Here is a 24,237-nt window from a genome sequence, read left to right on the forward strand (position 1 = left end):
TAGATGGACGCAGTAGGGTATGAAGTATTCTGGAACGAGACACTCAGCCAGATACGGAGTGAATCGACCGAAGCAGAATTTAACATGTGGTTTGCTCATTTGTTCTTTATCGCATCTTTTGAAAACGCTATCGAAATAGCAGTACCTTCAGACTTTTTCCGAATACAGTTTAGCCAAAAATATCAAGAAAAGCTTGAGCGCAAGTTCCTCGAACTTTCTGGACACCCCATTAAACTTTTGTTTGCCGTTAAAAAAGGCACCCCTCATGGAAATACTGCTCCCCCCAAACACGTGCATACCTACCTGGAGAAAAACTCTCCTGCAGAGGTTCCTTCCAAAAAGAGCTTTCACCCCGACCTGAACAGAGACTATACCTTCGAGAACTTTGTATCCGGAGAAGAAACCAAATTCAGCCATAGCGCTGCTATCTCCGTATCAAAAAACCCAGGCACTTCCTACAATCCGTTACTTATCTACGGTGGAGTGGGACTAGGAAAAACCCACCTTATGCAGGCTATTGGACACGAGATCTACAAGACAACAGACCTGAACGTCATATACGTCACTGCGGAGAATTTTGGAAATGAATTCATTTCCACATTACTCAATAAAAAGACCCAGGATTTTAAAAAAAAATACCGCTACACCGCGGATGTACTTCTTATAGATGACATTCATTTTTTTGAAAACAAAGACGGATTACAAGAAGAGCTTTTCTATACGTTCAACGAACTTTTCGAGAAAAAAAAACAAATTATCTTTACCTGCGACAGGCCTGTACAAGAATTGAAAAATCTCTCTTCTCGCTTACGCTCGAGGTGCTCCCGAGGGCTTAGCACTGATCTGAATATGCCATGTTTTGAAACGCGCTGTGCTATCTTGATTAAAAAAATACAAAACTATAACAGCACCTATCCTCACAAAGCCATCCACATTTCAGACGATGTTGTCCGACTTGTTTCTGAAAACATTTCTTCAAATATCAGGGATCTTGAGGGGGCATTAACAAAAATTATCGCTTTCATTGAAGTGTCGGGATCCATCACGATAGATATCGTTCCCTCTCTCCTAAAAGAGTTCTTCCTCTCTGCAAGGCCAAAACACATCACAGTAGAAACTATTCTTCATGTAGTTGCAGATCACTTTAACATTTCGTATTCAGATCTAAAGGGTAAGAAACGCAATAAAAGCGTTGTTTATCCTCGGCAAATCGCTATGTTTCTCTCAAAGGAACTGACAGAGCTCTCCACTACTGAACTTGGTATCGAATTTGGTGGCAGAGATCATTCAACCGTCATTTACGGATGTCAAAAAATAGAAGGAGAAATTCTCACTAATCCTTCGTTACAGGCAAATCTTGATTTGCTGAAAAGTAAAGTTCAAGATTCAATCCGCTAGGGCGTAGACACTGAATTCGATGGGGATAAGTGGTGGATAAAAGAATATAAATTAGTCATTACACTTTACTCACGAATATCCCCCTTTTTTTAGAGAAAAAATATACTTTCTTCACAAGCTTGTGTGCGGTTTTTGTTTGGTAATTCTCGAGACATAAGCACTTATCCAGATATTCACAGTTACTATTATGTGATACGACTACATTCTTTATACTTATAAGATTAATAAGGAGGAAACTAACTGTGAAAATCCTATGCGAGAAAGAAGCCTTTCTGAAGGAAATAAGCACAGCACAAGAGGTTATTTCAAATAAAAAAAACACGTCTATTTTTTCGAACGTCCTATTAGCTGCTCAAGGAGCCCTGCTTACCATCAGAGCAACCGACACAAAAGTTACCTTTGAAACTAGCATTCCCGTCAATGTTCTCGCCGAAGGCACAACGACAGTTTTTTGCGACAAACTTGTGAATGTTGTTTCTGCCCTTCCAACAAAAGAAATCGAATTAACGTTATGTGAAGAACAACTTGTCATTACCCCTCCAAACAAAAAGATAAGCTTTCAGCTCAGAACCCTCTCGCATGAGAGTTTTCCATGTTTCCCTCAAAATGAAGGAGGCGTCTCTCTTGCTGTGCCTACCTCCGATCTTAGAAACATGATTAACCATACCGTTTTTGCAGTTTCAGAAGACAGTACGCGCCATTTTATCAATGGCGTACACGTTGATTTTCAGTATGGAAATATTATTTGTGTTTCAACAGATGGAAAGCGGCTCGCCTATATAGAAAAAAAGGGAGAATCCTCTCCCCAATCCTTTTCGGGTGTTATTGTGCCAACTAAGATCTTAGGCATAGTAAACCGTAAGCTTACCCCTGAAGGATCAGTGACGCTATGCATTACGTCGCAGCACGTTTACTTTTTTTTCGGTGGATATAAGTTTTCTTCTGTGCTTATTGAGGGGCAATTTCCTAATTACAAAAGAGTAATCCCTGATCATCAGGAGCGTTCTTTTTGTGTTGGACGTGTGGAGCTAATGGAGGCACTTAAACGAGTCTCGTTGTTGGTAGAACAAAAATCTCACAGGATATTTATTACCATACAGCAGGGTTTGTTGACTTTAAGCTCAAAAGCTCACACTCAAGAAAATGAAATAGGTGATGCTCAGGAAGAAATAGCCTGTGCTTATACAGGAGAAAGTGAGGTCATAGCTCTTAACTATCTATACCTTGAAGAACCGCTTAAGGTTTTTACTTCGAAGGAGGTTCAAGTGGAATTTACCGATCCTGCAAAAGCACTCACGCTTCGTGCTGTACCAAACACGGACTGCTTTCACATCATTATGCCTATGCAAACGGAGTGATTCTTTGCCTTTTCTCACAGTGACTGCAATAAATTTCAGAAATCTTGCACATCACACGATTGATATATCCTCTCCTGAGGTTTTTTTTGTGGGAAATAACGGACAGGGAAAAACCAATATACTTGAGGTTCTATATCTTGCTGCGTACGGAAATTCGTTTCGAACACGCACCGAAAGCGAACTGTATGCAACTCACGCGCGTTCGAATGAGTATCGGGTAAAAGTTATGTACCGCGGGGAGTATACCCACACAGTGCAGATTTTCTCCAAAAATGGAAAAAAGCGCATTGAGAAAAACTTGAAAAAAATAAGGACAAAAAAAGAACTTATCAGCAGTATTCCCTGTATTTTGTTTTTTCATAACGATTTGGACTTCGTAGTTGGTACGCCAGAACGCAGACGCTTCTTTTTGGATCAATCCCTTTCGATGTGTAATCCTCTGTATTTGGAATACTTGCAAAAATATCACGCACTAACAAAAACAAAGAACAGAGAGATAAAAGAGAAACGCGTTCAGTTACTCGATGCACTGGATACGCAAATTGCAACCGTGGGTTTTGATCTCGTGCAGTGGAGAACTCAGCTTGTCCGTGACTTTAACGTGATTTTTACTAAGTATTATGAGCGCCTTGGAGACCTTGCGCAGGTGCGCATTGAGTATAAGCCTTCATGGTCTGACTCCTCAGTTGAGGAGATCGTACATTCTCTTTACAAGAGACGTAAGCACGATCTTGCGATGGGGATGAGTATGTCAGGTCCTCATAGAGATAAGATTCACTTTACTCGGTCGCAGGCGCTTTTCATTCCTCAGGCTTCTACCGGACAGAGGCGGTTGGTTTCGTTGGTACTGAGGATGTCGCAGGCTGTGTTCTACACAGGAGTAACGGGAAAACTGCCCGTACTCTTAATGGATGATGTCTTGTTAGAGCTTGATCCTGAGAAGCGGGAAAGGTTCATGATGAGTTTGCCTCCGTATGATCAGCTGTTTTGTACATTTTTGCCAGGGGAAGCGTACAGGCGATACGGGCGTGAAAAAACGCGGGTATATTTTGTTTCTGAAGGGGCGTGTCATGAATAATGGTGTGAATAAGCTATCGGACTTACTCGTGTTGACCACTGAATATATCCAAGCTTCCTATGAAACGGAGGCGTTTGATGCGCATCGAGAATGGGTGTGTATTGTGGGTAACCCCGTTGCGTTACACAGCACGCTGGTAGATATCAGAAATGGGAAAGTTGTGGTCAAGGTGACTCATCCTGGTTGGGCACAATACCTTTTGTTAAAGAAAGACGAAATTGTACATGCCCTTCGTAGGCGATATCCGTCGTTGGGAGTGACGGGTATGAGTACGTACGTAGATTCTACCTCACGTACCCCTTCTGCGAAGAAGGACATGCAGGGACTTTCGGTATCAGAAAAGCAGACTCGTCCTGTGCCTGAACTTGCCGAGGTATTTGAACAGCTCCGAACGCTTTTTCAGGTGAAAACGGAAGAACCGTCACATTAGTTTTGCGGATGGGATTCGACGGATCTGTTCAAAGTCCATAGGACTGCGGTTTTTCTTGCGTGCAGCCTATGCACGACTGTGTCTCTCCTTGAACGCAGTATGGCTTTGCGTTAGAATGCCCGCCCTATGGAAGAAATTAGCACCCCAGAGGGTGGCGTTCTTGTGCCCATTTCTATAGAGACAGAAGTCAAGCGTGCTTACATAGACTATTCTATGTCCGTCATAGTTTCTCGTGCGCTTCCGGATGTCCGCGACGGTTTAAAGCCTGTTCACAGACGTATTCTCTACGCGATGGAGGAAAAAGGGCTACGCTTTTCAGGACCTACACGGAAGTGTGCCAAGATAGTGGGGGACGTTTTGGGAAGCTTTCATCCTCATGGGGATGCGTCCGTCTATGACGCGCTAGTGCGTCTTGGGCAAGATTTTTCCCTTCGTTATCCAGTCATTCATCCTCAAGGAAATTTCGGGACTATCGGGGGCGACCCTCCGGCAGCGTATCGGTACACCGAAGCGAAGATGGCGCGTATTGCAGAATCTATGGTAGAGGACATAAAAAAGGAAACGGTTTCCTTTGTTCCCAATTTTGACGATTCTGACGTAGAGCCCACGGTTCTTCCTGGAAGGTTTCCTTTTCTTCTTGCGAATGGGTCCAGTGGTATTGCAGTTGGTATGACTACAAACATGCCACCGCATAATTTGCGTGAGATAGCCGCAGCTATCTCTGCGTACATCGAGAACCCAAATCTTTCGATTCAGGAGTTATGCGATTGTATCAATGGTCCTGACTTTCCCACGGGAGGCATTATCTTTGGAAAGAACGGGATTAGGCAGTCTTACGAAACAGGTCGAGGGAAAATTGTTGTCCGTGCTCGCTTTACCATCGAGACGGATTCAAAGGGTAGGGATACCATTATTTTTACAGAAGTTCCGTATCAAGTTAATACTACCATGCTTGTTATGCGTATTGGGGAACTTGCACGTGCGAAAGTGATCGAAGGTATTGCGAATGTAAACGACGAGACTTCCGATCGTACAGGGCTACGCATAGTGGTAGAGCTCAAAAAGGGTACCCCCGCACAGGTAGTACTCAATCACCTGTTTGCAAAGACTCCCCTGCAGTCCTCTTTTAATGTGATTAATCTTGCTTTGGTAGAGGGAAGACCTCGAATGCTCACGCTCAAGGACCTAGTGCGCTACTTTGTAGAACACCGGGTCGATGTAGTGACTCGGCGTGCGCATTTTGAATTACGTAAGGCTCAGGAGCGCATACACTTGGTGCGTGCGCTGATACGTGCCTTGGATGCCATTGATAAAATCATCACGCTTATCCGTCATTCGCAGAACACAGAGCTTGCAAAACAGCGTTTGCGTGAACAATTTGACTTTGACAACGTGCAGGCGCAGGCGATCGTAGATATGCAGATGAAGCGCTTGACAGGTTTGGAAGTCGAGAGTTTGCGTACGGAATTGAAAGATTTGACGGAGCTGATTTCTTCTCTGGAGGAGTTACTTACTTCTCCCCAAAAGGTCTTGGGAGTTGTTAAGAAAGAGACGCGTGATATCGCAGATATGTTTGGGGATGATCGGCGTACAGATATTGTGAGCAATGAAATAGAATATCTGGATGTAGAAGATTTTATCCAGAAAGAGGAAATGGTTATTCTTATTTCCCATCTTGGTTACATTAAGCGCGTTCCAGTGTCTGCGTATAGAAATCAGAATCGGGGAGGAAAGGGCTCAAGTTCAGCGAATCTGGCGGCTCACGATTTTATTAGCCAGATATTTACTGCATCAACACATGACTACGTGATGTTTGTCACGAGCCGTGGGCGGGCCTATTGGCTAAAAGTATACGGGATTCCTGAATCTGGTCGGGCGAATCGTGGTTCGCATATTAAGTCGCTTCTCATGGTAGCGACGGACGAGGAGATCACGGCCATCGTATCTTTGAGAGAGTTTAGTAATAAAAGTTATGTTTTTATGGCTACTGCGCGAGGTGTAGTTAAAAAGGTAACTACTGATAATTTTGTGAATGCGAAGACGCGCGGTATTATAGCGCTTAAGCTGAGCGGAGGTGACACGCTGGTGAGCGCAGTGTTGGTGCAGGACGAAGATGAAGTAATGCTTATTACGCGTCAGGGAAAAGCATTGCGCATGTCGGGGAGGGAGGTGCGCGAGATGGGTCGCAATTCCAGTGGGGTGATTGGGATAAAATTGACGTCCGAGGACCTAGTGGCGGGGGTTTTGCGAGTAAGCGAACAACGGAAAGTACTGATAATGACGGAGAATGGATATGGTAAGCGGGTCAGTTTTTCAGAATTTTCTGTACATGGGCGAGGGACTGCAGGACAGAAGATTTACACACAAACGGATAGAAAAGGTGCTATAATAGGTGCTCTTGCTGTTCTCGATACAGATGAGTGTATGTGTATTACTGGTCAGGGAAAAACGATTCGCGTGGACGTGTGTGCAATCAGCGTGCTGGGGCGTGGTGCGCAGGGCGTGCGTGTGTTGGATATCGAGCCATCGGATTTAGTAGTAGGACTTAGTTGTGTAATGCAGGGGTAATGGGCTCTGGGGTATATTTCTCCGTGAGTGGCTGTGTATATGTTGTGAGTATTGTGGATAATGTGCGTGCAGAAGTTGATGTTTCACGTGAAACGTGTGGGATGAGGAGTGGGATCAAATCTACCCTAATTCTGGAGGATTATTTGGGTTCACGTTCATGTAAACTTTATGGGGGTTGTGTATGGGGACTCGTGTCAGATTTTCCTTCTGCGGTATTGCAGGTGTATGTTTACTCGCACTAGGTTTTTTAGTTAGTTGTTCTTTGCAATCTTCACGAAGCGCTACAAAGAAATCTGAGGCGCGGAGGACTTCTTATCGGATCGGTCTCATGACAAGTACGGGATCTTAGTCTGTAGATGATGTCCTTGCGAAGACACGCCTCGTCAGTATCTACGGAGAGGCTCGTGGGGAAACGGGTGGAAGGATTGTCCATGTTACTTACTCCGATAACTTCTCCCACGACCATGAAGCAACCGTTTCTAAGTTGCTTGCACTCGCTGAGGATTCGACTATAAAGGCCATTGTGGTTAGTCAGGCAGTTCCCGGCGTTTCAAAGGCGTTTGGGATCATTAAGTCTAAACGTCCTGATGTTTTGCTTTTTGCGGGAGAACCACTTGAGCCGGTAGAGATGCTGCAGGAGTCTGCAGACATCGTGGTCAGTCAGGACTACTTGTTCGGTGGATATGCCGTTCCGTGGGTTGCGGAAAGGATGGGGGCGCGCACATTGGTGCATGTCTCTTTTCCCCGGCATATGTCCTACCCCGGTTTGAGGGTTAGGCGTACGGTGATGAGGGCAGCATGTACCGATTTGGGACTTTCCTTCGCACACGAGGAAGCGCCTGATCCTGTAGACGGTGTCAGTGACGGAGAACTTGAGGATTTTTTCCACAAGACGATTGTGAAGTGGATCAAAAAATATGGCAAGGAAACCCTGTTCTACTGCACCAATGACGCTCACAACAGGCCGCTCATCAGTGCCTTGTTGAAATATGGCGGTATGCTAATTGGTGCAACCATCTTCGATTACGCTGATGCGCTCGGGGTGCATTATGCTGAGCTTGAAGACGTGTATAAAATACGAGAGAAGGTTGAGAAGTCATTGGTTGCCTTCGGCGCAGAGGGGCGCTTTGGATTAAATTTAAATGCACAGGCATTTACGGTGACCATGGGTTTTGTGGAGTATGCGCGCAAAATCATAGATGGCGAACCGCGTAAAGATGATATGCGTGAAGCTCTTGCCGAATCCTTCGACTTGTTTACGCGTGACGCACATTGGCGTATTGCTCCTTACCTAAGACTGAAAACGCACGAAATTGTTCCGAATCACGTGCTGGTGTATACGGACACATACGTCCTGGGTAAATTTACCTTGCCCGTCACAGACCAAGTACTCCCAGAAGGGTATTGGGCATTGACCGCTAAGGAATAAGAACTCCGTTCGGGTTTTCTGTTTGTAGCCGGGGAGATGGATCGCTTTCTCTGTTTGGCAATGTCGCCGTCTCCCTGGGTCACCAAGTGATCTTGCACCCTAGAAAGAGTGAACCGGTGTATCCAGGCCAGCTCCAGTTCTCTTCTATCAACATGTAGGGATCCTGTGAAAGCAACCCTTGCTCCCACCGCACGGAAAACTCCACAGGTTTGATAGGACTTGCACGCAGCTCAACAGCGTATTGGAAACAAAGTTCTCCCTTTAAATTGCGCGTTCCTTTGAACCCATTGAAATTGAATCGGTTGGTTGCCATATATATGTGCGCACGTGGTTCTATCCACATACTATCGTAGCACGGTATGCGGTAGCCTACCCATGCATTCCCCATTATCGGAAGGGCTATTGAAGCTGCGCCTGTTGCTATCGCGTCTGCCGGTAACCCTGCCGCGCGTGCTACAAAGTTTGTGGCACTATTCAAGAAATTAAGAAGACCTAAAATACCTACTCTGGCAGCATTGGCGACCTGCTGTGCTACCCCTTGGGCAGGTACGACGTCTGGGGGGAGACCTCCGTTGTCAAGATAACTTTTGTAGCCCAGGGGAAGGTATACACGTGCTTCTATGCCTGCGTTTAGGCCGTGCAAGGCATGGGTGTAATCATCTCCCGAACGAGTTTCTAGTCTGAGAAACGCAGCAAAGTCCGTGTATTGAAAAGTTGACTTTACAAAGGGACCACTCCCAAAAACAGACGCCGCCCCTGTTGCGCCGTATACACCTCCTGAAAGCCAACGCCACTGCGCTGTAACCAGCGCGTCTATGCCTAATGAGTCCACGTGCTGTACCATCCAGCTGAATATACGACGCACCGTCCGTAATGACGGATACGTCTTCTCCGCGAGTTCTAGTGCCTGTTCGACGACACGTGCTCTCGCACTGTTCGTATCCCGGTAGGTATTTCCGGCATCCGTAGCTAAAATGAAGCGGAATCCTGCACCAGGCATGATCGAAAGACGCCCTCCCACACTCCATAAGAGCGCGTGGGATGCCCGTTTGTTGTTGGGTGCTCCCGAAAATGTTGGAGCTAACGTGGCATAACCCTCCTGGAGGGTAGCATTACCGGCGAGTTCCACAGTTAAAAACAGCTTCTTGTTTCTCTTGTACCATAGAGAGGTCACTACCAAACCCATATTTGCTATGGCTAGTCCCGCTCGTGCTCCAGTCGCCGTTTGAAGCGAAGGAAAGGAACCCAAAGTCAAAACCTAGCCCGGAATTCCCGACGTCTTCTACGCGGTAACCAATCTTCCCTCCATAACCCCCAAAGCCAGGGGCGTATTGGGTGTCTGCTTCCTTGTATCGTGTGGTGATGAACGGGGGCCACAATTTGGCAAAATTTTTAGAAAAGGTCGGATTTTTTCCAATAGTGAGATATGCGCCGTAGAAGCGAAGGGTCGCTTCTACGGAGAAGCTTTGTTTTTCTGTGGGCGTGAGTTCGCCTAAAGCCTCACCAGATAAGGAACCGAGGGGGAGCGCACACTCTAGGTTCCTTAACAGGATTTCTGCATACACACCGCTGCTTTTATGCAGATTCGACCGAGTTTTCGGTGGACAAAGCGTCAGCGAGAAAAAGAGAGTACTGGAACTCCTAAAACCGTGTCTGCGATGACGGAAGCGATGATTGGGGTTCTCTCGCACAGTGCCGGTTGCCCCAAGCGGTGCTACGGGTAGCACGAAGTTCGCCTTCGCGCCTAAGTTAATGCCCCAAGTAAGACGAGTACTCCCCGAAATGGTGACGGCCGGGCTCGCGTGCAGACGCGATACGGTAGCGCGCCCTCGGAGTAAAAGTATAAAAATGCACGAGCCTAACACTAGACGCATGCATACAGTAGTGTACCGTGTTTTCACCACAGTTTAGTACAACGATGTCATGTGTCAGATCTAGCAGTATCTGTAATGTATGTTGGTGTACATTAGATATTCGTGGGTGGGAAGAAGAGTCACTTTCTGGGGAGGCGTATAGAAGGAACGGGGCGTGGTGTTGTGCCATTTGTGCGAAAACTGAGTGAAGTAGTGAAAAAAATTACCGCTGACGGGAAAAAATGTTGATCGTGTTTATGAAAGGGTCATAATGGCTGCCCTATGGGCGCCTGTATATCCGTATATGCGCGTTTTGCGTTAGGGTGTGGGGTGTTTTTCCTTCATGGTGCGGTTTTGGACGGGGTTTCACGCGCCTTTTCGTCCTCCGCCGCGTTCAGCGGTTCTGCTGAACTTAGCTGGGGTGTCGTCTTTGATGCAGAAGGTGCCTCTCCAGTTACAGCGGGTAAAAGCATACGACATGGGTTTCGCACGAAGAGCAGCTGGAAGCTTGCTTTTCCCTTGTTGCCCAAGAAAGGCGCCACGTATACGAGCTTTTCAGGTGAGGATCCCATATGGGTTGAGCTTTCTCTCAAGGGATTGAAGGTGGATTTTGAAAGTGCTTTAGGGTCGGGAACTGCGGATCCAAGTATGACGACGCGTTCTCCTTTCTTAAAGTCAGGAAGAAGCGATTTTTCCCTTGAGGCCACACTCCACCTCTACGATGTCTCTTTTTCTGTAGGAAAAGATCCCGTTTTTCCCTCTAATTTTGCGCAGTTGTGGACCCCCTTTATTACTACTAGTTATGAGTCAAGGAGCGTCAAATACGCTCCAGGGTTTGGTGGGGTTGGCGGAAAAATCGCATATCAGGCACGGAATATTTCGAACAGTGGCATTACATTCAACTGTGCCCTTTCCTTTTCGTCGAACGGTATATGGAAAAGTGCTCCTTCTGTCACCTCTAAGGTGAAAGGAAAGGGCACCAATAGTCGGCGCATGCCAGCGGACCCGCACAGTAAATATGGCCTTGGTACTGAGTTCACGCTCGTATACGCCCGAAAGGGGCGGGAACAGGTCAGGCTTGAGGCAGCAAGTTGTGCTACTCTTTCTGCAGGGTACAGAACTGGACCTGATCAGACGCATCATCAAAACAAAGATACTGTGCTGTGGAATGTAGGCGCGCGTTTGACGCTTTCCCCGGGAGCAGGATTCAAGATCGTGTGTGCCTTCGATGCTGGGACACCGTACAAGAAGGGTGCCGCGAGGGAGTCCCTCGCTGAAACGCTTGCGGCACAGCGTGGTTGTAATCGTTTTGACACCGCGCTCATGCACGCGCTTGGGTTACTTGTTGCTGCTGCGAAGACACGCAATGAACTCGCCGCACAGATGCGATCGCAGTCACCACCAGGTGTGTGGGAAAAATTTGAACAGGCGGTGCAATCGTTACCTCCTATAACGCAGGGAAAGCCTGGCGTCGTTGGGGCGGAGGTCCGCCCGGGTACGATGTGGATGGAACTTTCCCCGGTAAGGAAAGCACTTGTCGATGTACTTTCTGTACTTGAGCAGGGTGGTTTTGATCGTGTCGCCTTTGACGCATTGCTGATTGTGCAATGGCGCTGGATTTCGCTGGGAGCATACGTAGCAAGTGCTCCTACCAATGTGTTTGGCTCAATGCTTTTTCCGCGTGGGAGTAGTGACCATTTTGACTGTGCCGCATTCGTGCGGGTGGAAAGTAAGTGGTACGATTCTCTTTCTAAGCTTGTGTCCGGTCTGAGCGGAGGTGTCGAGGCGCGTTTATATATTCCTTTCACTCATGGCTTGTACCTGGAACCTGGCTCCTGTACGCCGAATTCCACACGGGGAAAGAAGCCTCAGGCGTTTGTGCTTCCTCCACCCGGTGTTGTCCATCCGGGTGCACACAGCGCGTTGCCTGTTGTGGGGAAACTGTGGCTTAACTACCGGATTACTCTTGCTGCTCACGCATGGATAAGACCGATGGTTTCGCTGTATGGCGCTACATATGGTGCGCAGGGTTTTTCTTACGGACCAGGTGGTGCTGCCGGAACGGTAAAGAGGAACCGCACGTTCCGCGCAGGTAAAAATCTGTATTATCAGGTAGGGGTGGCGGTGAGTCCGTTTGAAAGATGTGAGTTGCTCATTGAGTGGTCGCAGGGAATGCTTGCGCGTCGTCCCTACATAAGTTTGGAGCATGGTTCTTGGCCGGATAAGCGGAGCGAGCTCGTGTGTTCGTGTAAGGTTCTGTGGTGAGGGAGCCTTCAATAAGGGGGAGGGAAGGGATACCTTTTTGGTTTGCACACGATGATTTTTTGATGCTGTATCATAAATACACAATTGATTTTCCCGTGGGGGGGGGGTGGACCATACGCCTAAGCGTTTTGGAGAGATGGTGTGTGCAGATCGTTAAGGGGAGACTATGAAAAGTCAGTTTCTATTGAAGGTATGGGTGGTATGTGTCGGTGCACTGTTGTGTCGCTGTGGGGGCGCGCGTGCTCCACAAAATACCGGGGGCACGAAAGCGGTGGAGGATTATCACATCGGGGTTATGACCGGTCCGGGTAGTCACTCTAGCCATGATGTAGTTGCGGCAAAAAGAGCATGCGCCATGTACGGTGCGGTAGGTGACGGTCACCGAGGATGTATCTTGCATGTCACGTATCCTGAAGATTTTGTAAATCGGCAAGATGAAACGGTGTCCCGGCTCCTTGCATTTGCTGATGATCCTCTCATGGGTGCTATTGTTGTCAGCGAAGGAATTCATGGAACTGCAGAGGCTTTTAACAAAATTAGGGCGAAGCGTTCCGACATCATGCTCTTTGTAGGGGATCCGCATGAGTATCCTGAGCTTATCCAAAAATCTGCTGATATCGTGGTTAGTGATGATTATGCATTTGGTGGGTATGCTATTCCCTGGGCTGCAAAGAAAATGGGCGCGCGTACGTTGGTGCACGTTTCTTTTCCTCGTCACCTTTCAAAGGCTGAGCTTAGGACGAGGCGTCAGGTAATGGAGGCAGTGTGTGCAGATATCGGTATAGAGTTTGCGTCTGAGGAGGCTCCAGATCCCGCAGGGGAGTCAGGTGTTGAAGGGGCGCGTGCGTTTATCGGCACACACACGAAGCAATGGATCGGTAAGTATGGGAAGAACACTATGTTCTTTTGCACTAATGATACGCACCGTGTTTCCCTGATGAGAGAACTGGTAAGCAAAGATGGCATGCTTCTGGGGGCGAATGTGTTTGACTGTGCTGAAGCACTCGGGGTGGAGTATGCTGACGATGAGGATGTGTCGGGGATCCTGGAGCGCGTCGAGTCGGCGGTAGAAGAGAAGAGGTTGGTAGGTCGTTTCGGGGTGAATGTAAGTTCGCATATTTTTGTCAGCACACTTGGGTTAACTGAATATGCGCGCAGGATATTGCAAAATGAACTCCGAGAAAAGGATATGCGTGTAGCTCTCTCTGATGCCTTTAGTTTGTTTTCCAAAGGAACACGATGGAGGGTTGCGCCGTACACGGATCTTCTCACAGGGAAGGAAGTATCCAACCATGTGTCAGTGTTCTCTGACATACATATTTTGGGTAAGTTTTCTTTACCGGTAACAGACCAGGAATTTCCGGAAAAGTATCGGAGTATTCGTTTCGGTCGTCAGTGAGCTCATGCCTTTGTGCGCACGGTACTTATGCCGTGCGCATATGAGCGCTCAGTTTAAGAGTGTTACGCGTATTATGACTAAAGTGTAGAGCACGTGTGCCGTGTAGTGGCATCCTCTGCAAAGACGGTGTGGTGGCTGGCCCTTGTGGTGTCCTTTTTTTGACCGTATACTGAGCACGGTCGGAGGGCTCATGCCGAAAATTAGCATTCATGAGGCGTTGTTTTTTGAGCTGCTCGGTGAACGGTGCGACGATGATACGTTGGAGCGACGTTTGCGAAGTGCTAAGGCTGAATTGGAGTGCAGCTCTTTTTCCGTGAGGGAAGATAAAGAGGGAGGGAGCCTTTCGCCAGGAGGGGAGGTGTGCGATCCTGTGCAGAGGACGAGGGGTCAGGCCAGCTGTGTACGTGAGGGTGCGTTTGATGCGCGTCTTTTAAAAATCGAACTTAACGACACAAATCGTCCGGATTTGTGGTCTACAGCAGGGCTTGCGCGCCTCTTGCGTGTTCACGCAGGGGGGGCTTCGCGCGCAGCGCAGTATCGTGCATTTCTTTCAGATCGCTGTACGGTGCGCGACTCGTATGGGCGATGCGTAGTAGTGGATGCGCGTTTGCAAACTATACGCCCTTTTATTGCTGGCTTTGTGGCTCGGGGTACTGGACTGAGCGAAGTAAGACTGTGGGATCTAATACAAACACAGGAAAGACTCGCCAGTAATTTTGGACGTAGGAGGTGTACCCTTTCGCTGGGGTGTTACCGTGCACAGGATATATGTTGGCCACTCGCATACCGCGCTGTCCTACTCGCAGAGGTAAGTTTCACGCCTCTCGGTATGTCCATGCCGCTGTCTGGTGAGCAGATTCTGACGCAACATCCGAAAGGGCGTGAATATGGTCATCTCCTCAAGGATTATTCTTTCGTTCCCTTATTAGTCGATGCTCGTGGTGAGGTGCTTTCGCTTATTCCGATCACTAATAGCGCGTCGCTGGGTGCAGTAGTGACCGGGGATACAGAACTATTTATCGAGTGTAGTGGTACGGATATGTGCGCAGTGCTAGTAGCGGTGAATAGCCTTGCGTGTGATCTTTCTGATATGGGTATGCAGATTGAACCTGTGCAAATTACCTATAGTTTTGACACCCCATGGGGGAGGTCTGTTACTACCCCCTTTTATTTTCAAGAAAAAAGGGAGGTTGCGCACGAGCAGATAGATCGTCTTTTGGGGATGCCCTTGCCTGTTGCAGATATAACCGAAGCCTTTGCAAGGATGGACTGTGCCGTGCAAGTTAAGCAGGGAACCTATGTCGTCGAGCCTGCAGCGTACCGTAATGATTTTCTCCATGCGGTAGATCTGATTGAAGAAGTGATGCTGGGTAGAACGCTTGACCGTTTTTCTCCGCAGGTTCCATGTTCTTTTACAGTGGGCAGACTGAGTGATCTGACCCTTTTGACGCGCAAAATTAAGCACCTTCTAGTTGGATTTGGTTATCAGGAGATGATTTTTCATTATCTTGGCTCTGCCAGGGAGTTTTGCACGCGTATGCGATGCACGGCAGATGATTTAATCGAGATAGAAAATCCTCTTACTGAAAGCTACCGATTCGTGCGCAGGTCTATCATTCCGTGTCTTCTGTCAGCTGAGCTAAAGTCAGCACATGCGTTGTATCCACATCGTATTTTCGAAATTGGAAAGGTTGCCTTTTGCTCCCCTCATGGTGAACACGGTACATGCACGCAACAATCACTTGGATTCCTCAATGCCTCGCAGGAGGCAAGTTACAATGAGGTGGCGAGCCTAGTTTCAGGACTTTTGTATTGTTTGAAACTTCCGTATCAGGTAGAGGAAGCGCAGGATCCGCGGTTTGTCTTAGGCAGACAAGCGAGTATCTGCGTGCATGGTTCTCGTGTGGGTATATTTGGGGAGATACATCCGCAGGTGCTGAGTAATTGGGATATCCGCATGCCGTGCTTTGCTGGGGAACTTGATGTTGGGGCCCTATTGCCGTAGCTCGCTCTGGCGAGAGCTTTCCTGGCAAGAAGTTACGGGTATCGTTGCTCCTGACACTATTGCGTATCTGAAAGCCCGTGCGCAGGATCACCCCTTTTTGCTAGCGCATGAACGTGCCTGCGCTGCGATACGTCTTGGGATGAGAATGTACGGTGACGGCTACAATATCTGTGTGATTGGCGCGTCAGGCACCGGGAAGCGCACTACGCTCCAATATCTATTAAAAGATTTTGTACCTCGTCCCGAGCAAATGTGGGATATAGCGTATGCATACAATTTTGTGCATCCGCACGAACCGCAGGTGCTGCAGTTTCCGGCGGGAGAAGGGATGCCTTTTGCTACGGCGTTGAGGAGATCGGTTAACGCTATTCTCAATACAGCACAGGATATTGTGAAAAGTGATGCCTTCTTACGTGAGCGGCGCACATTGCTGGCTGATATTGAAACACGTGAGTGTGCTGAGCTTTCACGTATTGAAGCGGAGTTGTATACGCGTGGGTTTCGTGTGAGATGGCATAGGAAACGTGGTACGTACTCCTTTGATTTAGTTCCCCTATTAAAGGGAAAAGACAGTAGCTTTGAAGCGCTGCACGATTTAGCTTCCCGCGCGAAGCTTTCTAGATGTGTAGTACACGAACTCCATGCGCGATATCGTCTTTCCTGTGATGAGGTTTCTTCGCTGCTCCATACGTTGCGCACTGCGCGGCGGGCCGCGCGTAGGCGTCTTGCGCAGTACTACCGTGCGCGTTTGCGGTTAATTATCCTCGAGCAGATGGCCTGTATTAAAAAACGCGTGGCGTGTTATGCACCGGTTTTTTCCCCTCCACCTGTTTCGTGTGCGGCGGAACAGACGGAAAGGGAGAAGACTTCCTCTTCTCGCCTCATTGAGGTGCCGCATGAATTTGAAGAAATGCGTGCGCGCATCATATCGTACATAGAGCGGATACAAACCGATGTGCAGGTGCGGGTACAGTGTTTAATGTCAATGCGTATTTCTGCACTAGTAAAAAAGCGGTTTTTCGATCGCTATACCTTAAATTTCGTGTGTGTGCACACAGAACATGCGGGGTATGTGTTTACGGAGCATCAGCCGAATTTGGCGAATTTATGTGGATCGATTGAAAGCAAGGGGAATGAAGGGGATACGCTGGAGAATGGGCATTTACGCATTCGTGCAGGTGCGCTGCATCGAGCGCATGCAGGTGTACTCATCGTGCAGCTCGAAGATCTACTGGCGGAGGAAGAAGCATGGACACATTTGAAGCGTGCGCTGCGTACCAAGCAGGTGTTACTCCCAGCGGGTAGTTCCCAGTCCCAAGGTATGTTGCGGCCTGAAGGAGTTCCGCTCACATGCAAGCTTGTTTTGGTTGGCGAGCCATGCTCTTTCGAACGTCTATCTCAGGAAGATTCCTCGTTCCGAGAACTATTTAAGGTGTGTGCAGAATTTGATACGAGCATGCCGAATTCTGATAAGAATCAAGTTGCTTTGATAGCCTACCTTGATAGAGTTGTGGCGCGTTATGGCACCTTCTCACTTGATTCCTCAGCGTACGCGCGATTGTTAGCATATGCGGAAGAACTGGCAGAGAGTCATACACGGCTCAGTACTTCTTTTGTACAAATTGCAGATTTAGTATTGGAGTCTCATGCAGTGGCCGTGGATATGCATCCAGATGTGTCGGTGATTACTGCGCATGTGGTGCAGGAAGCGCTGAATCGCAGGCAGTACGTGTGTTCCCGCGCGCGGGAGCGTTTTCAGCGCATGATAGCCTGTGGAGAGTTATTGGTAGAGGTACAGGGATATCGAATAGGGAGAATTAACGCGCTGGCAATCGAAGAACATTGCGGCCATAGCTTTGGCATAGTAATTTCGTTAACGGCACAGGCATCCGCGGGTAAGGAAGGAGTGATGAATATTGAGCGGGAGGCAGGTCTTTCGGGGGAAATTTATGATAAGGCGCATTTAATCATCACTTCGCTATTGCGTGAGAAGTGCTTGTCTGCTTTTGCAGATGCTGCATTTGATCCAGCTGTGGATGACCTTGGAAAGGGGCAGGATAGTTTTCCACTGTGTCTTTCTGCAGCGCTTTGTTTTGAACAGTCGTATCACGGGATTGATGGGGATTCGGCGTCTGCTGCAGAATTTTTAGTATTGCTTTCTGCGATTGGCCGGTTTCCTCTTCGGCAGGACCGCGCAATAACAGGAAGTGTGAACCAGTTGGGACAAGTGCAAGCTATTGGAGGAGTGAGCGAGAAGATCAGTGGCTTTTATGACGTCTGTGCTCTGAACGGACTGACGGGAATGCAGGGAGTTTTGATCCCAAAGAGTAGTTGTGCACAATTGTTTTTGCCTGAACGTGTGCAGGATGCGGTGCGTGCTGGTACGTTTCACGTGTGGGCGGTATGCACAATTGATGATGCGCTGGAATTGATGGTGCCGGACGATTTGAAAGAGCAGGGAAGTGCTCAGCTCTACCAGTGTGTGCGTGCGCGTTTGCGGGATTTTTATGTCACAGTGAAAGGACACTGCGAGTAGCTCGTGTTTATTTACATAGCGTTGGTTTTGTTTTTGAAAAAGTACTTTCGTTGACGTGGCGCTTTGATACCGATACAATATCCCGCTATGGTTGCACGATCGATTCGTGTAGAGCTTGAGTCAGCACTGGATTTACTGAAGCAGGGGGATCTGCGCCAGGCACACCAGGATTTGCAGGATTTGCTTCAAAAAGAGCTAGACAATCGGGATGTTTTGTACGCGCTTACCGGTATTCGCTTTTGGGAGGATCGGATGCAGCGTGTACATACTATCTCTGGCGGTCTTAGTCAGGGTGAGTATCTTGTTGGACAATGGGGTGCGTTCGTTGCATATATGCAAAAACGTGGTGGCGTTGTCGAACCTGTTATGTATGCATTGCGCTGTTGTGTGTTCACTTACGCATTGCGGTTTTATGGGAGTCTTATCACCGGTGATGCGCGCGAGCATCCCGCGGAAGTCTATCGTAAGACTGGGCTGTGCTATAAAGCATTGGGCAATTACGATGCTGCGCGTGAATGCCTTGAGTTTGCAGTCTCTTTGGAGCCAGACTCTTCTGCAATTCTTGCTGAACTTGCTGATGCATACGCTCTTGCGGGAGATGAGCGCTGGTCGAAGTTGTATTTTCGCGAGGCCTTGTTCAAGGGTGCTTCAAAGCTCGAGCTCAATTTACTTGAGTCTGATCTTATTTTCAGTCTCATTGAACGGGTGAAGTCGTATGGGTTTTCTGGCGTGGAGTTGTTAGAGTGGTTGCCGGTGTACGGCACCCTCGAAGGAGTCCTTACCGCAAAGCGTGAGCTGCGTGCAGTAGAGATTGGAAAGCTGAAACAGGCGATTTATTCCCTCGAAAACGATTTAAGGAATGAGAAAGTTTCGGCTGAAAGGCGGCTCCTGCGTCCTCGTCTCATCAATCATTTTTTCTGGCTCGTTGATCACTATGTGAATGTGCAAGAAGACAAGAGGAACATCGACGAAGTGTTACTCAAAATTAAATTGCTTGATGAAGCGGTTTATCATCGCTATGTGAGGATAGCGTGAAAGTGAGGGTGAAGTAATGTCAGAACACATAGAACACGACGTTCGGGAAATGCTCAATGAAGAAAAATGGACACGCGCGACGCTTACCGCGTATTCTGCGGAAAAGTTTAAGGAACTTGACAGAATCATTGCGGAGGCGAAAAGACAATCTATCCTTGATGTACTGAAAGGTATCTGTGACGAACATCTGGCGCACTCGAAGAACAGTATAATCGCGTTATACATTTCTGGGATTATTTCGCTTTCTAAGCAGTTGTTAGATGATTCGTGTTTAGTGACGCTGCTGACTATCTTTGGTGATAATCACAAGAATCAAATAGTTGAGCACCTCTGTACCCGTGTGCTTGAGTACGGTGAATCAAAGCTTGCGTTGCGTGCGTTAGGAGAATGTTACAAAACCTCTGGAAACGAACAGCTCTATGATGTTTGGGAACGGTTAGTTAGGATCGATTACGAAGAGGCGGAAATCACTCGTGTGCTGGCGGATAAATACGAGCAGGAAGGGAATAAAGAGAAAGCTACGGAGTTTTACAAAAAAGCGCTGTATCGTTTTATCGCGCGGAGGCAGAACGCGGCCATAAAGGAGGTTTGGACTAAGCTTGTTGCACTGATTCCAGACGATGTCGAGTTTTTTTATCGTGAGCAGAAGAAAATTTCAGAGAAACTGGGAGAAGGGCGCGGGAGCGTGCTCATGCAAGATGTATATGTCTATTACAAAGAAAATGAGGATTGGACAACGTGCATCAATATACTCAAGCATATTCTTGAACATGATGAGAAGGATGTTTGGGCGCGTAAGGAAATCATAGAGAATTTTCGGTGTAAGTATCGCGGACATAGCCAGCTTGAGGAGTACCTAAAGATATCGAACATTAGCCAATCTTGGCGCAATGTCTTTGAAGCCATTAATGATTTTGAAAAGCATATTTCCTTTGACGAGGGTAGTTTTGTTTTTCATCGAACGTGGGGGGTAGGTCGGATTGCGAAGGTGTGTAACGATGAGTTACTGATCGATTTTGCGAAAAGGCGTGCGCATACCATGCTTTTGAAGATGGCTATTAGCGCGTTGCAAACCCTTGGCAAAGAGCATATCTGGGTGCTTAAGTCGGTACTGAAGCGGCAGGATCTTGCTGCGAAAATAAGGCAGGATCCTGAATGGGCACTGAAGGTGATCATCACAAGTTTCGACAATAACTGTAACCTCAAAAAGGTTAAGCAGGAATTAGTTCCTTCTTTGCTTTCTGTGGGGGAGTGGACGAGTTGGAGTACGAAAGCACGGAAGATTTTGAAAGAAAGTACTGGATTTGCTGCGAATCCCAGCAATATCGATTTTTATACGGTGCGGAGCTGTCCTGTTTCCCTAGAAGAAAAACTTGCTGTGGAATTTAAGGCACAAAAAAATTTCTTCGCGCGCATCGACATCCTCAATACCTTTATGGACAAGGCAGATACAGATTCTGACGCTTTCAGAGAAATGTTCGACTACTTTAACACATTTTTGCGTGCGTTTAGTGTCGTGGACGGCAATGTAATTGCGGCTTACTTGGTGGTAACGCGTGTTTCCACGGTGCTGCCTCACCTAAATGCGTGTAGACCCCATGGTTTTGCGGATTTGTACGCGCATATTGCGGATCCTCGATTGGTGTACACAGAGATAAAGGATAAGGGCCTCAAGTGGGAATTCGTGAATAGTGTGAAAAACTTTGTGAGCAATTGGAGCGATGAGTATGTCAAGCTGTTCCCCGAGGTGCTCTCTCTAGAGATTCTTCGCGCGCTTATGGAAGAGGGATATAAGGAAAAGGCACTGAGGGTGGTCGAGGCTTGCTTTGAATACTATGCGGATAATCGTGCGGCGGTTATTTGGTTATTCAAGACGGTAAGGGATGAGCCTTGGTTCCAGGAGCTGCGCATTACCGCAGAACAGCGGATTATCGTCCTCATCCACATTGTGGACATTACTTATCGGGAAATCGCTAACCGGCGGAACACCACTGAGAACCGAAAACTTAACAAGCAGGCTCTTTCGGTACTCTTTGGGAATGATCATTTGCTAGAACACTTCATGCTTTCGCACGATGTGGGAACTACTACCCGTCTTTACACGTTAATAAGTGATATCCAGGGGCTTGATCCAAAGTTAAAGGTCCATTTGCGCAATAAAATTATTGAGAAGTACAAGGATTTTAAGTTTTTTGATACTGAGGAACGTGTGGTTTCCGGACGTGGACTAGTGGTAACTGCAAAGATGCTCAATGCAAAAAAGAAAGAATTGCAGGATTTGCTTGATGTTCGTATTCCGGAAAATTCTCGAGAGATTGGTAGGGCCTTAGAACTCGGTGATTTGCGTGAGAACGCAGAGTATAAGGCTGCGCGAGAAGAACAAACAAGGTTGAACAATATGGTGACTCGGCTACAAGAGGAGATTGAGCGGGCACAGGTATTCGATCCTACCACTGTTGTAGCTGGCAGAGTTTCGTTTGGTACGGTAATTAGCTTAAAAAATCACACAAGTGGAGAAGATGAGACATACACTATTCTTGGTCCGTGGGAGTCGGCTCCAGAACGTGGTATTATTTCGTACATGTCTCCGTTAGGTAGCAATCTGCTCAATCGTAAGACAGGGGAACAACTTGCCTTTACGGTGGGAGAACATGAAAAGGTGTATGAGATCTTAAGCATCTCTGCTGCAGAGATCTAGTGAGGAAGTGTGCGATGCGAATTATGCGGAGATTAATGTTATTTCTTATGTGTCTATGTGCTGCGCTGTTTGCGCAAGAGCTGGTTCGCGAACAGAGTGTTACAAAGTCTGCAGATATTACGGTGCTACTTGATACGTCTGGCACTATTTTACCGTACCGTTCCGTGGTAAGCGGTAGTGTGCTAAAAGATATCGCTACTCGTTTTGTGCGTTTGGGTGATTCGTTCCATATTATTTCGTTTAGTGCCACGCCACGTCACGAGATTTCTCAGGTTATCCGTAGTGAGTTTGATCTTTCTCAGGTAGTGTCTCGTTTCATGATATTGCATCAGTTGGGGTTATATTCTGACTTTTTAACAGCGCTAGATTTCGCGCGTACACACTTACGCGCTTTGCCTGCAGCACATGAAAAAATTTTGATTGTTGTGTCTGACGGTATTTTTAACCCGCCTGCGCGTAGCGCATATAAAAACTACAACAAGGATCAGGTAAAAATTAACCTTGCACGGGCTGCCGCGGATCTGAGACGAGAGCAGGTGCGTGTGTTTTACATAAAACTTCCCTTTCCCCAGGACATCCAGATCCGCGATTTGGATGACAATCTGCTGACTGACCTACAAAAGACAGATGATGTTCAAATCTCTGCAGTCGGTAGCTTTGCAGAAGGACAAACAAGAAGGCCTAAGTTGGACACTGTGGGTGTGGTTTCCGATCAAACGGGCGGCGTTGCAGATAACCATGCAGTTGCTACGCACGGAAGGGAGGACGGGACAGTCCAAGGGGTTGTTGGCAGCCATGTGGAGGTGGCACGCACACAGGACAGACGCAGTAATGCAGATCCTGCTAAAAGGGAAGGGGTTCGGCCTTCCTCAGAAGCAACTGATGTTTCCCGCGAGTTCACGGAGGATTTGGGAATCAGGGTGAGTCCGGTTGATTCAGATGGTTCTGTGCGTTTTTCCGAGAAGGAGCGCACGCTTCCCGTGTTACACTTTCCAAGGGTCCTTGAGGTACAGGGTAAGTATGCAGAATGTATGTTCGAGGTTGAAAATAGCACGGATGCTCCCGTTTTGTTGCATTTGGAGCGGGTGATTTTTGACAATGGCGTTGAGACTGACATAGTTTCGGTGCAAACAGAGTCTTGTGCAGTAGCGTCCGGTGCACGCGCGATGTTGCGAACAACTTTTTTATTACCTAAGCGCTACCACGAAGAGGGAACGTACCAGGTGACCATGCGTGTACAGTTTGCAGATAACGTCCGCGTGTTCCCTCAGGTGGCAACAGCAGAGCTGCGCGTTTCTCCTTTGCCTTTTCTTGGATTGGTGCGGAGAGGTATACATGGGGTTCTGTCTTCTGTAGGGCTTACGCATGCGTTTGGATATGTGTTGGACATGGTAGGGTTGAGTCGCACGGGTTTCGGTGCGGTGCTTTTGCCTCTGTTTGCTTTGGCTATCTTCTTAGTACTTGTATCAGCCGTGGTGTGTAGGTCAAAGCGCGTGTTGTCTCGTAAGTCATGGCGCGGAAGTCCCCGTACAGAGAATGGGTGTCAGGGTCCTGGTTCGATGTCTGATTTTCGGGCGCATTCTGTTAAGGAACAAAGGCAGGATCAGGAGCGCGTGTATGCAGGCATGGAGAGAATTGTATCTCAGCGTAAAAGCGATGTGCAGGATCGCCTCAGTGTATTGAATGCGGCAACTGCATTTGGGCGTGATCGAGTTTCATTTTCCCCCAGGGTAACGCGTGCGGAGCATGGATGTAGTCGGTCAGGAATGACTGAAATTTTTGTGTTTGATCAAACACGTGCGATTGGCAAGCGCAATATTCACGTAATGAAAGCAGGAACCCGTTTAGGGGTTGGCGGGCACAAGGGGGATGACTTCCTAATTTTTTTGGTGCCGTTTCCAAGGCGGCTAGCACAAGTGTATTTTGACGGTGAAGTATATCATCTTGCTATCTTGAAGCCGAGGTACTTCCCGTACGAGGAGTCGAGTGTGGTGCACGACTGCGTCGGCAGAGTGGTTACCCTTGTCTCTGACAGGGGGTATCATGTGCCCTTCACATTCCGCCAGTATGAGGATCCCGCTGTGAGATTGAACAATCTGCTCACCTCTATCGAATACGCTTGATCAAAGCGATAAAGGAACGAGTCGAGAGGTGGATTCGGGACTCGATTGAGCAGATGGAAAGG

At 47.8% G+C, this 24,237-nt stretch carries 13 protein-coding genes and 2 pseudogenes; 13 read left to right on the forward strand and 2 right to left on the reverse strand.

The genetic code is table 11. The features are described from left to right. Window positions 1-3: 3 nt before the first annotated feature. The 6 genes and pseudogenes from dnaA to TPANIC_RS00035 all read left to right on the forward strand — a co-directional run. Window positions 4-1,398 (forward strand): chromosomal replication initiator protein DnaA, encoded by a 1,395-nt coding sequence (gene dnaA, locus TPANIC_RS00005; protein ID WP_010881451.1) that lies wholly within the window; start codon window positions 4-6, stop codon window positions 1,396-1,398. 242 nt (window positions 1,399-1,640) lie between these two features. Beyond that, the gene (gene dnaN / locus TPANIC_RS00010; RefSeq protein WP_010881452.1) at window positions 1,641-2,756 is read left to right on the forward strand and encodes a DNA polymerase III subunit beta; all 1,116 of its coding nucleotides are present in this window, start codon (window positions 1,641-1,643) and stop codon (window positions 2,754-2,756) included. Further along, complete coding sequence (recF, locus tag TPANIC_RS00015; RefSeq protein WP_014342226.1) at window positions 2,701-3,834, forward strand: DNA replication/repair protein RecF; 1,134 nt, start codon at window positions 2,701-2,703, stop codon at window positions 3,832-3,834. The genes dnaN and recF overlap by 56 nt, the downstream gene beginning before the upstream one ends. Then, window positions 3,827-4,264 (forward strand): DciA family protein, encoded by a 438-nt coding sequence (locus TPANIC_RS00020; RefSeq protein WP_010881454.1) that lies wholly within the window; start codon window positions 3,827-3,829, stop codon window positions 4,262-4,264. Before recF ends, TPANIC_RS00020 begins: the two co-directional genes overlap by 8 nt. Before the next feature lie 126 nt (window positions 4,265-4,390). Next, the gene (gyrA, locus tag TPANIC_RS00025; RefSeq protein WP_010881455.1) at window positions 4,391-6,832 is read left to right on the forward strand and encodes a DNA topoisomerase (ATP-hydrolyzing) subunit A; all 2,442 of its coding nucleotides are present in this window, start codon (window positions 4,391-4,393) and stop codon (window positions 6,830-6,832) included. Window positions 6,833-7,199: 367 nt separating this feature from the next. After that, a pseudogene (locus tag TPANIC_RS00035) lies at window positions 7,200-8,261 on the forward strand (DUF3798 domain-containing protein); the annotation flags it as partial. A gap of 79 nt (window positions 8,262-8,340) precedes the next feature. On the opposite strand, the gene TPANIC_RS05525 reads toward TPANIC_RS00035, so the two are convergent. Both TPANIC_RS05525 and TPANIC_RS05535 read right to left on the reverse strand, forming a co-directional pair. Beyond that, the gene (locus TPANIC_RS05525; RefSeq protein ID WP_237250230.1) at window positions 8,341-9,261 is read right to left on the reverse strand and encodes a major outer sheath C-terminal domain-containing protein; all 921 of its coding nucleotides are present in this window, start codon (window positions 9,259-9,261) and stop codon (window positions 8,341-8,343) included. Between the two features lie 12 nt (window positions 9,262-9,273). Next, window positions 9,274-10,135, reverse strand: a pseudogene (locus tag TPANIC_RS05535) (major outer sheath N-terminal domain-containing protein); the annotation flags it as partial. A gap of 261 nt (window positions 10,136-10,396) precedes the next feature. Here TPANIC_RS05535 and TPANIC_RS00045 point away from each other — a divergent pair. From TPANIC_RS00045 to TPANIC_RS00075, 7 genes are all read left to right on the forward strand, one after another. Continuing rightward, window positions 10,397-12,379, forward strand: coding sequence for a major outer sheath C-terminal domain-containing protein (locus TPANIC_RS00045; protein ID WP_010881460.1), 1,983 nt, complete (start codon window positions 10,397-10,399; stop codon window positions 12,377-12,379). A gap of 166 nt (window positions 12,380-12,545) precedes the next feature. Next, window positions 12,546-13,778, forward strand: coding sequence for a DUF3798 domain-containing protein (locus TPANIC_RS00050; protein ID WP_014342231.1), 1,233 nt, complete (start codon window positions 12,546-12,548; stop codon window positions 13,776-13,778). A 190-nt stretch (window positions 13,779-13,968) separates the two neighbouring features. Beyond that, window positions 13,969-15,783, forward strand: a complete 1,815-nt coding sequence (gene pheT, locus TPANIC_RS00055) for a phenylalanine--tRNA ligase subunit beta (protein ID WP_010881464.1) — start codon at window positions 13,969-13,971, stop codon at window positions 15,781-15,783. Continuing rightward, entirely contained in the window at window positions 15,746-18,319 is a 2,574-nt protein-coding gene (locus tag TPANIC_RS00060) for a Lon protease family protein (RefSeq protein WP_010881465.1), read from the forward strand. The genes pheT and TPANIC_RS00060 overlap by 38 nt, the downstream gene beginning before the upstream one ends. Before the next feature lie 87 nt (window positions 18,320-18,406). Further along, a complete protein-coding gene (locus TPANIC_RS00065) occupies window positions 18,407-19,354 on the forward strand; it encodes a tetratricopeptide repeat protein (protein ID WP_010881466.1) in 948 nt (315 codons plus the stop codon). A gap of 16 nt (window positions 19,355-19,370) precedes the next feature. After that, window positions 19,371-22,052: a transcription elongation factor GreA gene (gene greA, locus TPANIC_RS00070; RefSeq protein ID WP_014342760.1), complete on the forward strand. Its 2,682-nt coding sequence runs from the start codon at window positions 19,371-19,373 to the stop codon at window positions 22,050-22,052. Further along, window positions 22,052-24,175, forward strand: coding sequence for a vWA domain-containing protein (locus TPANIC_RS00075; protein WP_012460510.1), 2,124 nt, complete (start codon window positions 22,052-22,054; stop codon window positions 24,173-24,175). The genes greA and TPANIC_RS00075 overlap by 1 nt, the downstream gene beginning before the upstream one ends. Window positions 24,176-24,237 lie beyond the last annotated feature (62 nt).

It is taken from the genome of Treponema pallidum subsp. pallidum str. Nichols (genome assembly GCF_000410535.2).
GTDB lineage: Bacteria > Spirochaetota > Spirochaetia > Treponematales > Treponemataceae > Treponema > Treponema pallidum.

What these genes read in the sequence shown, in the direction of transcription:
- TPANIC_RS00065 (WP_010881466.1), top strand. Translation starts at nt 18,407, where the DNA reads ATGGTTGCACGATCGATTCGTGTAGAGCTTGAGTCAGCACTGGATTTA.
- pheT (WP_010881464.1), top strand. Translation starts at nt 13,969, where the DNA reads ATGCCGAAAATTAGCATTCATGAGGCGTTGTTTTTTGAGCTGCTCGGT.
- TPANIC_RS00050 (WP_014342231.1), top strand. Translation starts at nt 12,546, where the DNA reads ATGAAAAGTCAGTTTCTATTGAAGGTATGGGTGGTATGTGTCGGTGCA.
- dnaA (WP_010881451.1), top strand. Translation starts at nt 4, where the DNA reads ATGGACGCAGTAGGGTATGAAGTATTCTGGAACGAGACACTCAGCCAG.
- greA (WP_014342760.1), top strand. Translation starts at nt 19,371, where the DNA reads ATGTCAGAACACATAGAACACGACGTTCGGGAAATGCTCAATGAAGAA.
- TPANIC_RS00020 (WP_010881454.1), top strand. Translation starts at nt 3,827, where the DNA reads ATGAATAATGGTGTGAATAAGCTATCGGACTTACTCGTGTTGACCACT.
- TPANIC_RS00045 (WP_010881460.1), top strand. Translation starts at nt 10,397, where the DNA reads ATGGGCGCCTGTATATCCGTATATGCGCGTTTTGCGTTAGGGTGTGGG.
- TPANIC_RS05525 (WP_237250230.1), bottom strand. Translation starts at nt 9,261, where the DNA reads ATGCCTGGTGCAGGATTCCGCTTCATTTTAGCTACGGATGCCGGAAAT.
- gyrA (WP_010881455.1), top strand. Translation starts at nt 4,391, where the DNA reads ATGGAAGAAATTAGCACCCCAGAGGGTGGCGTTCTTGTGCCCATTTCT.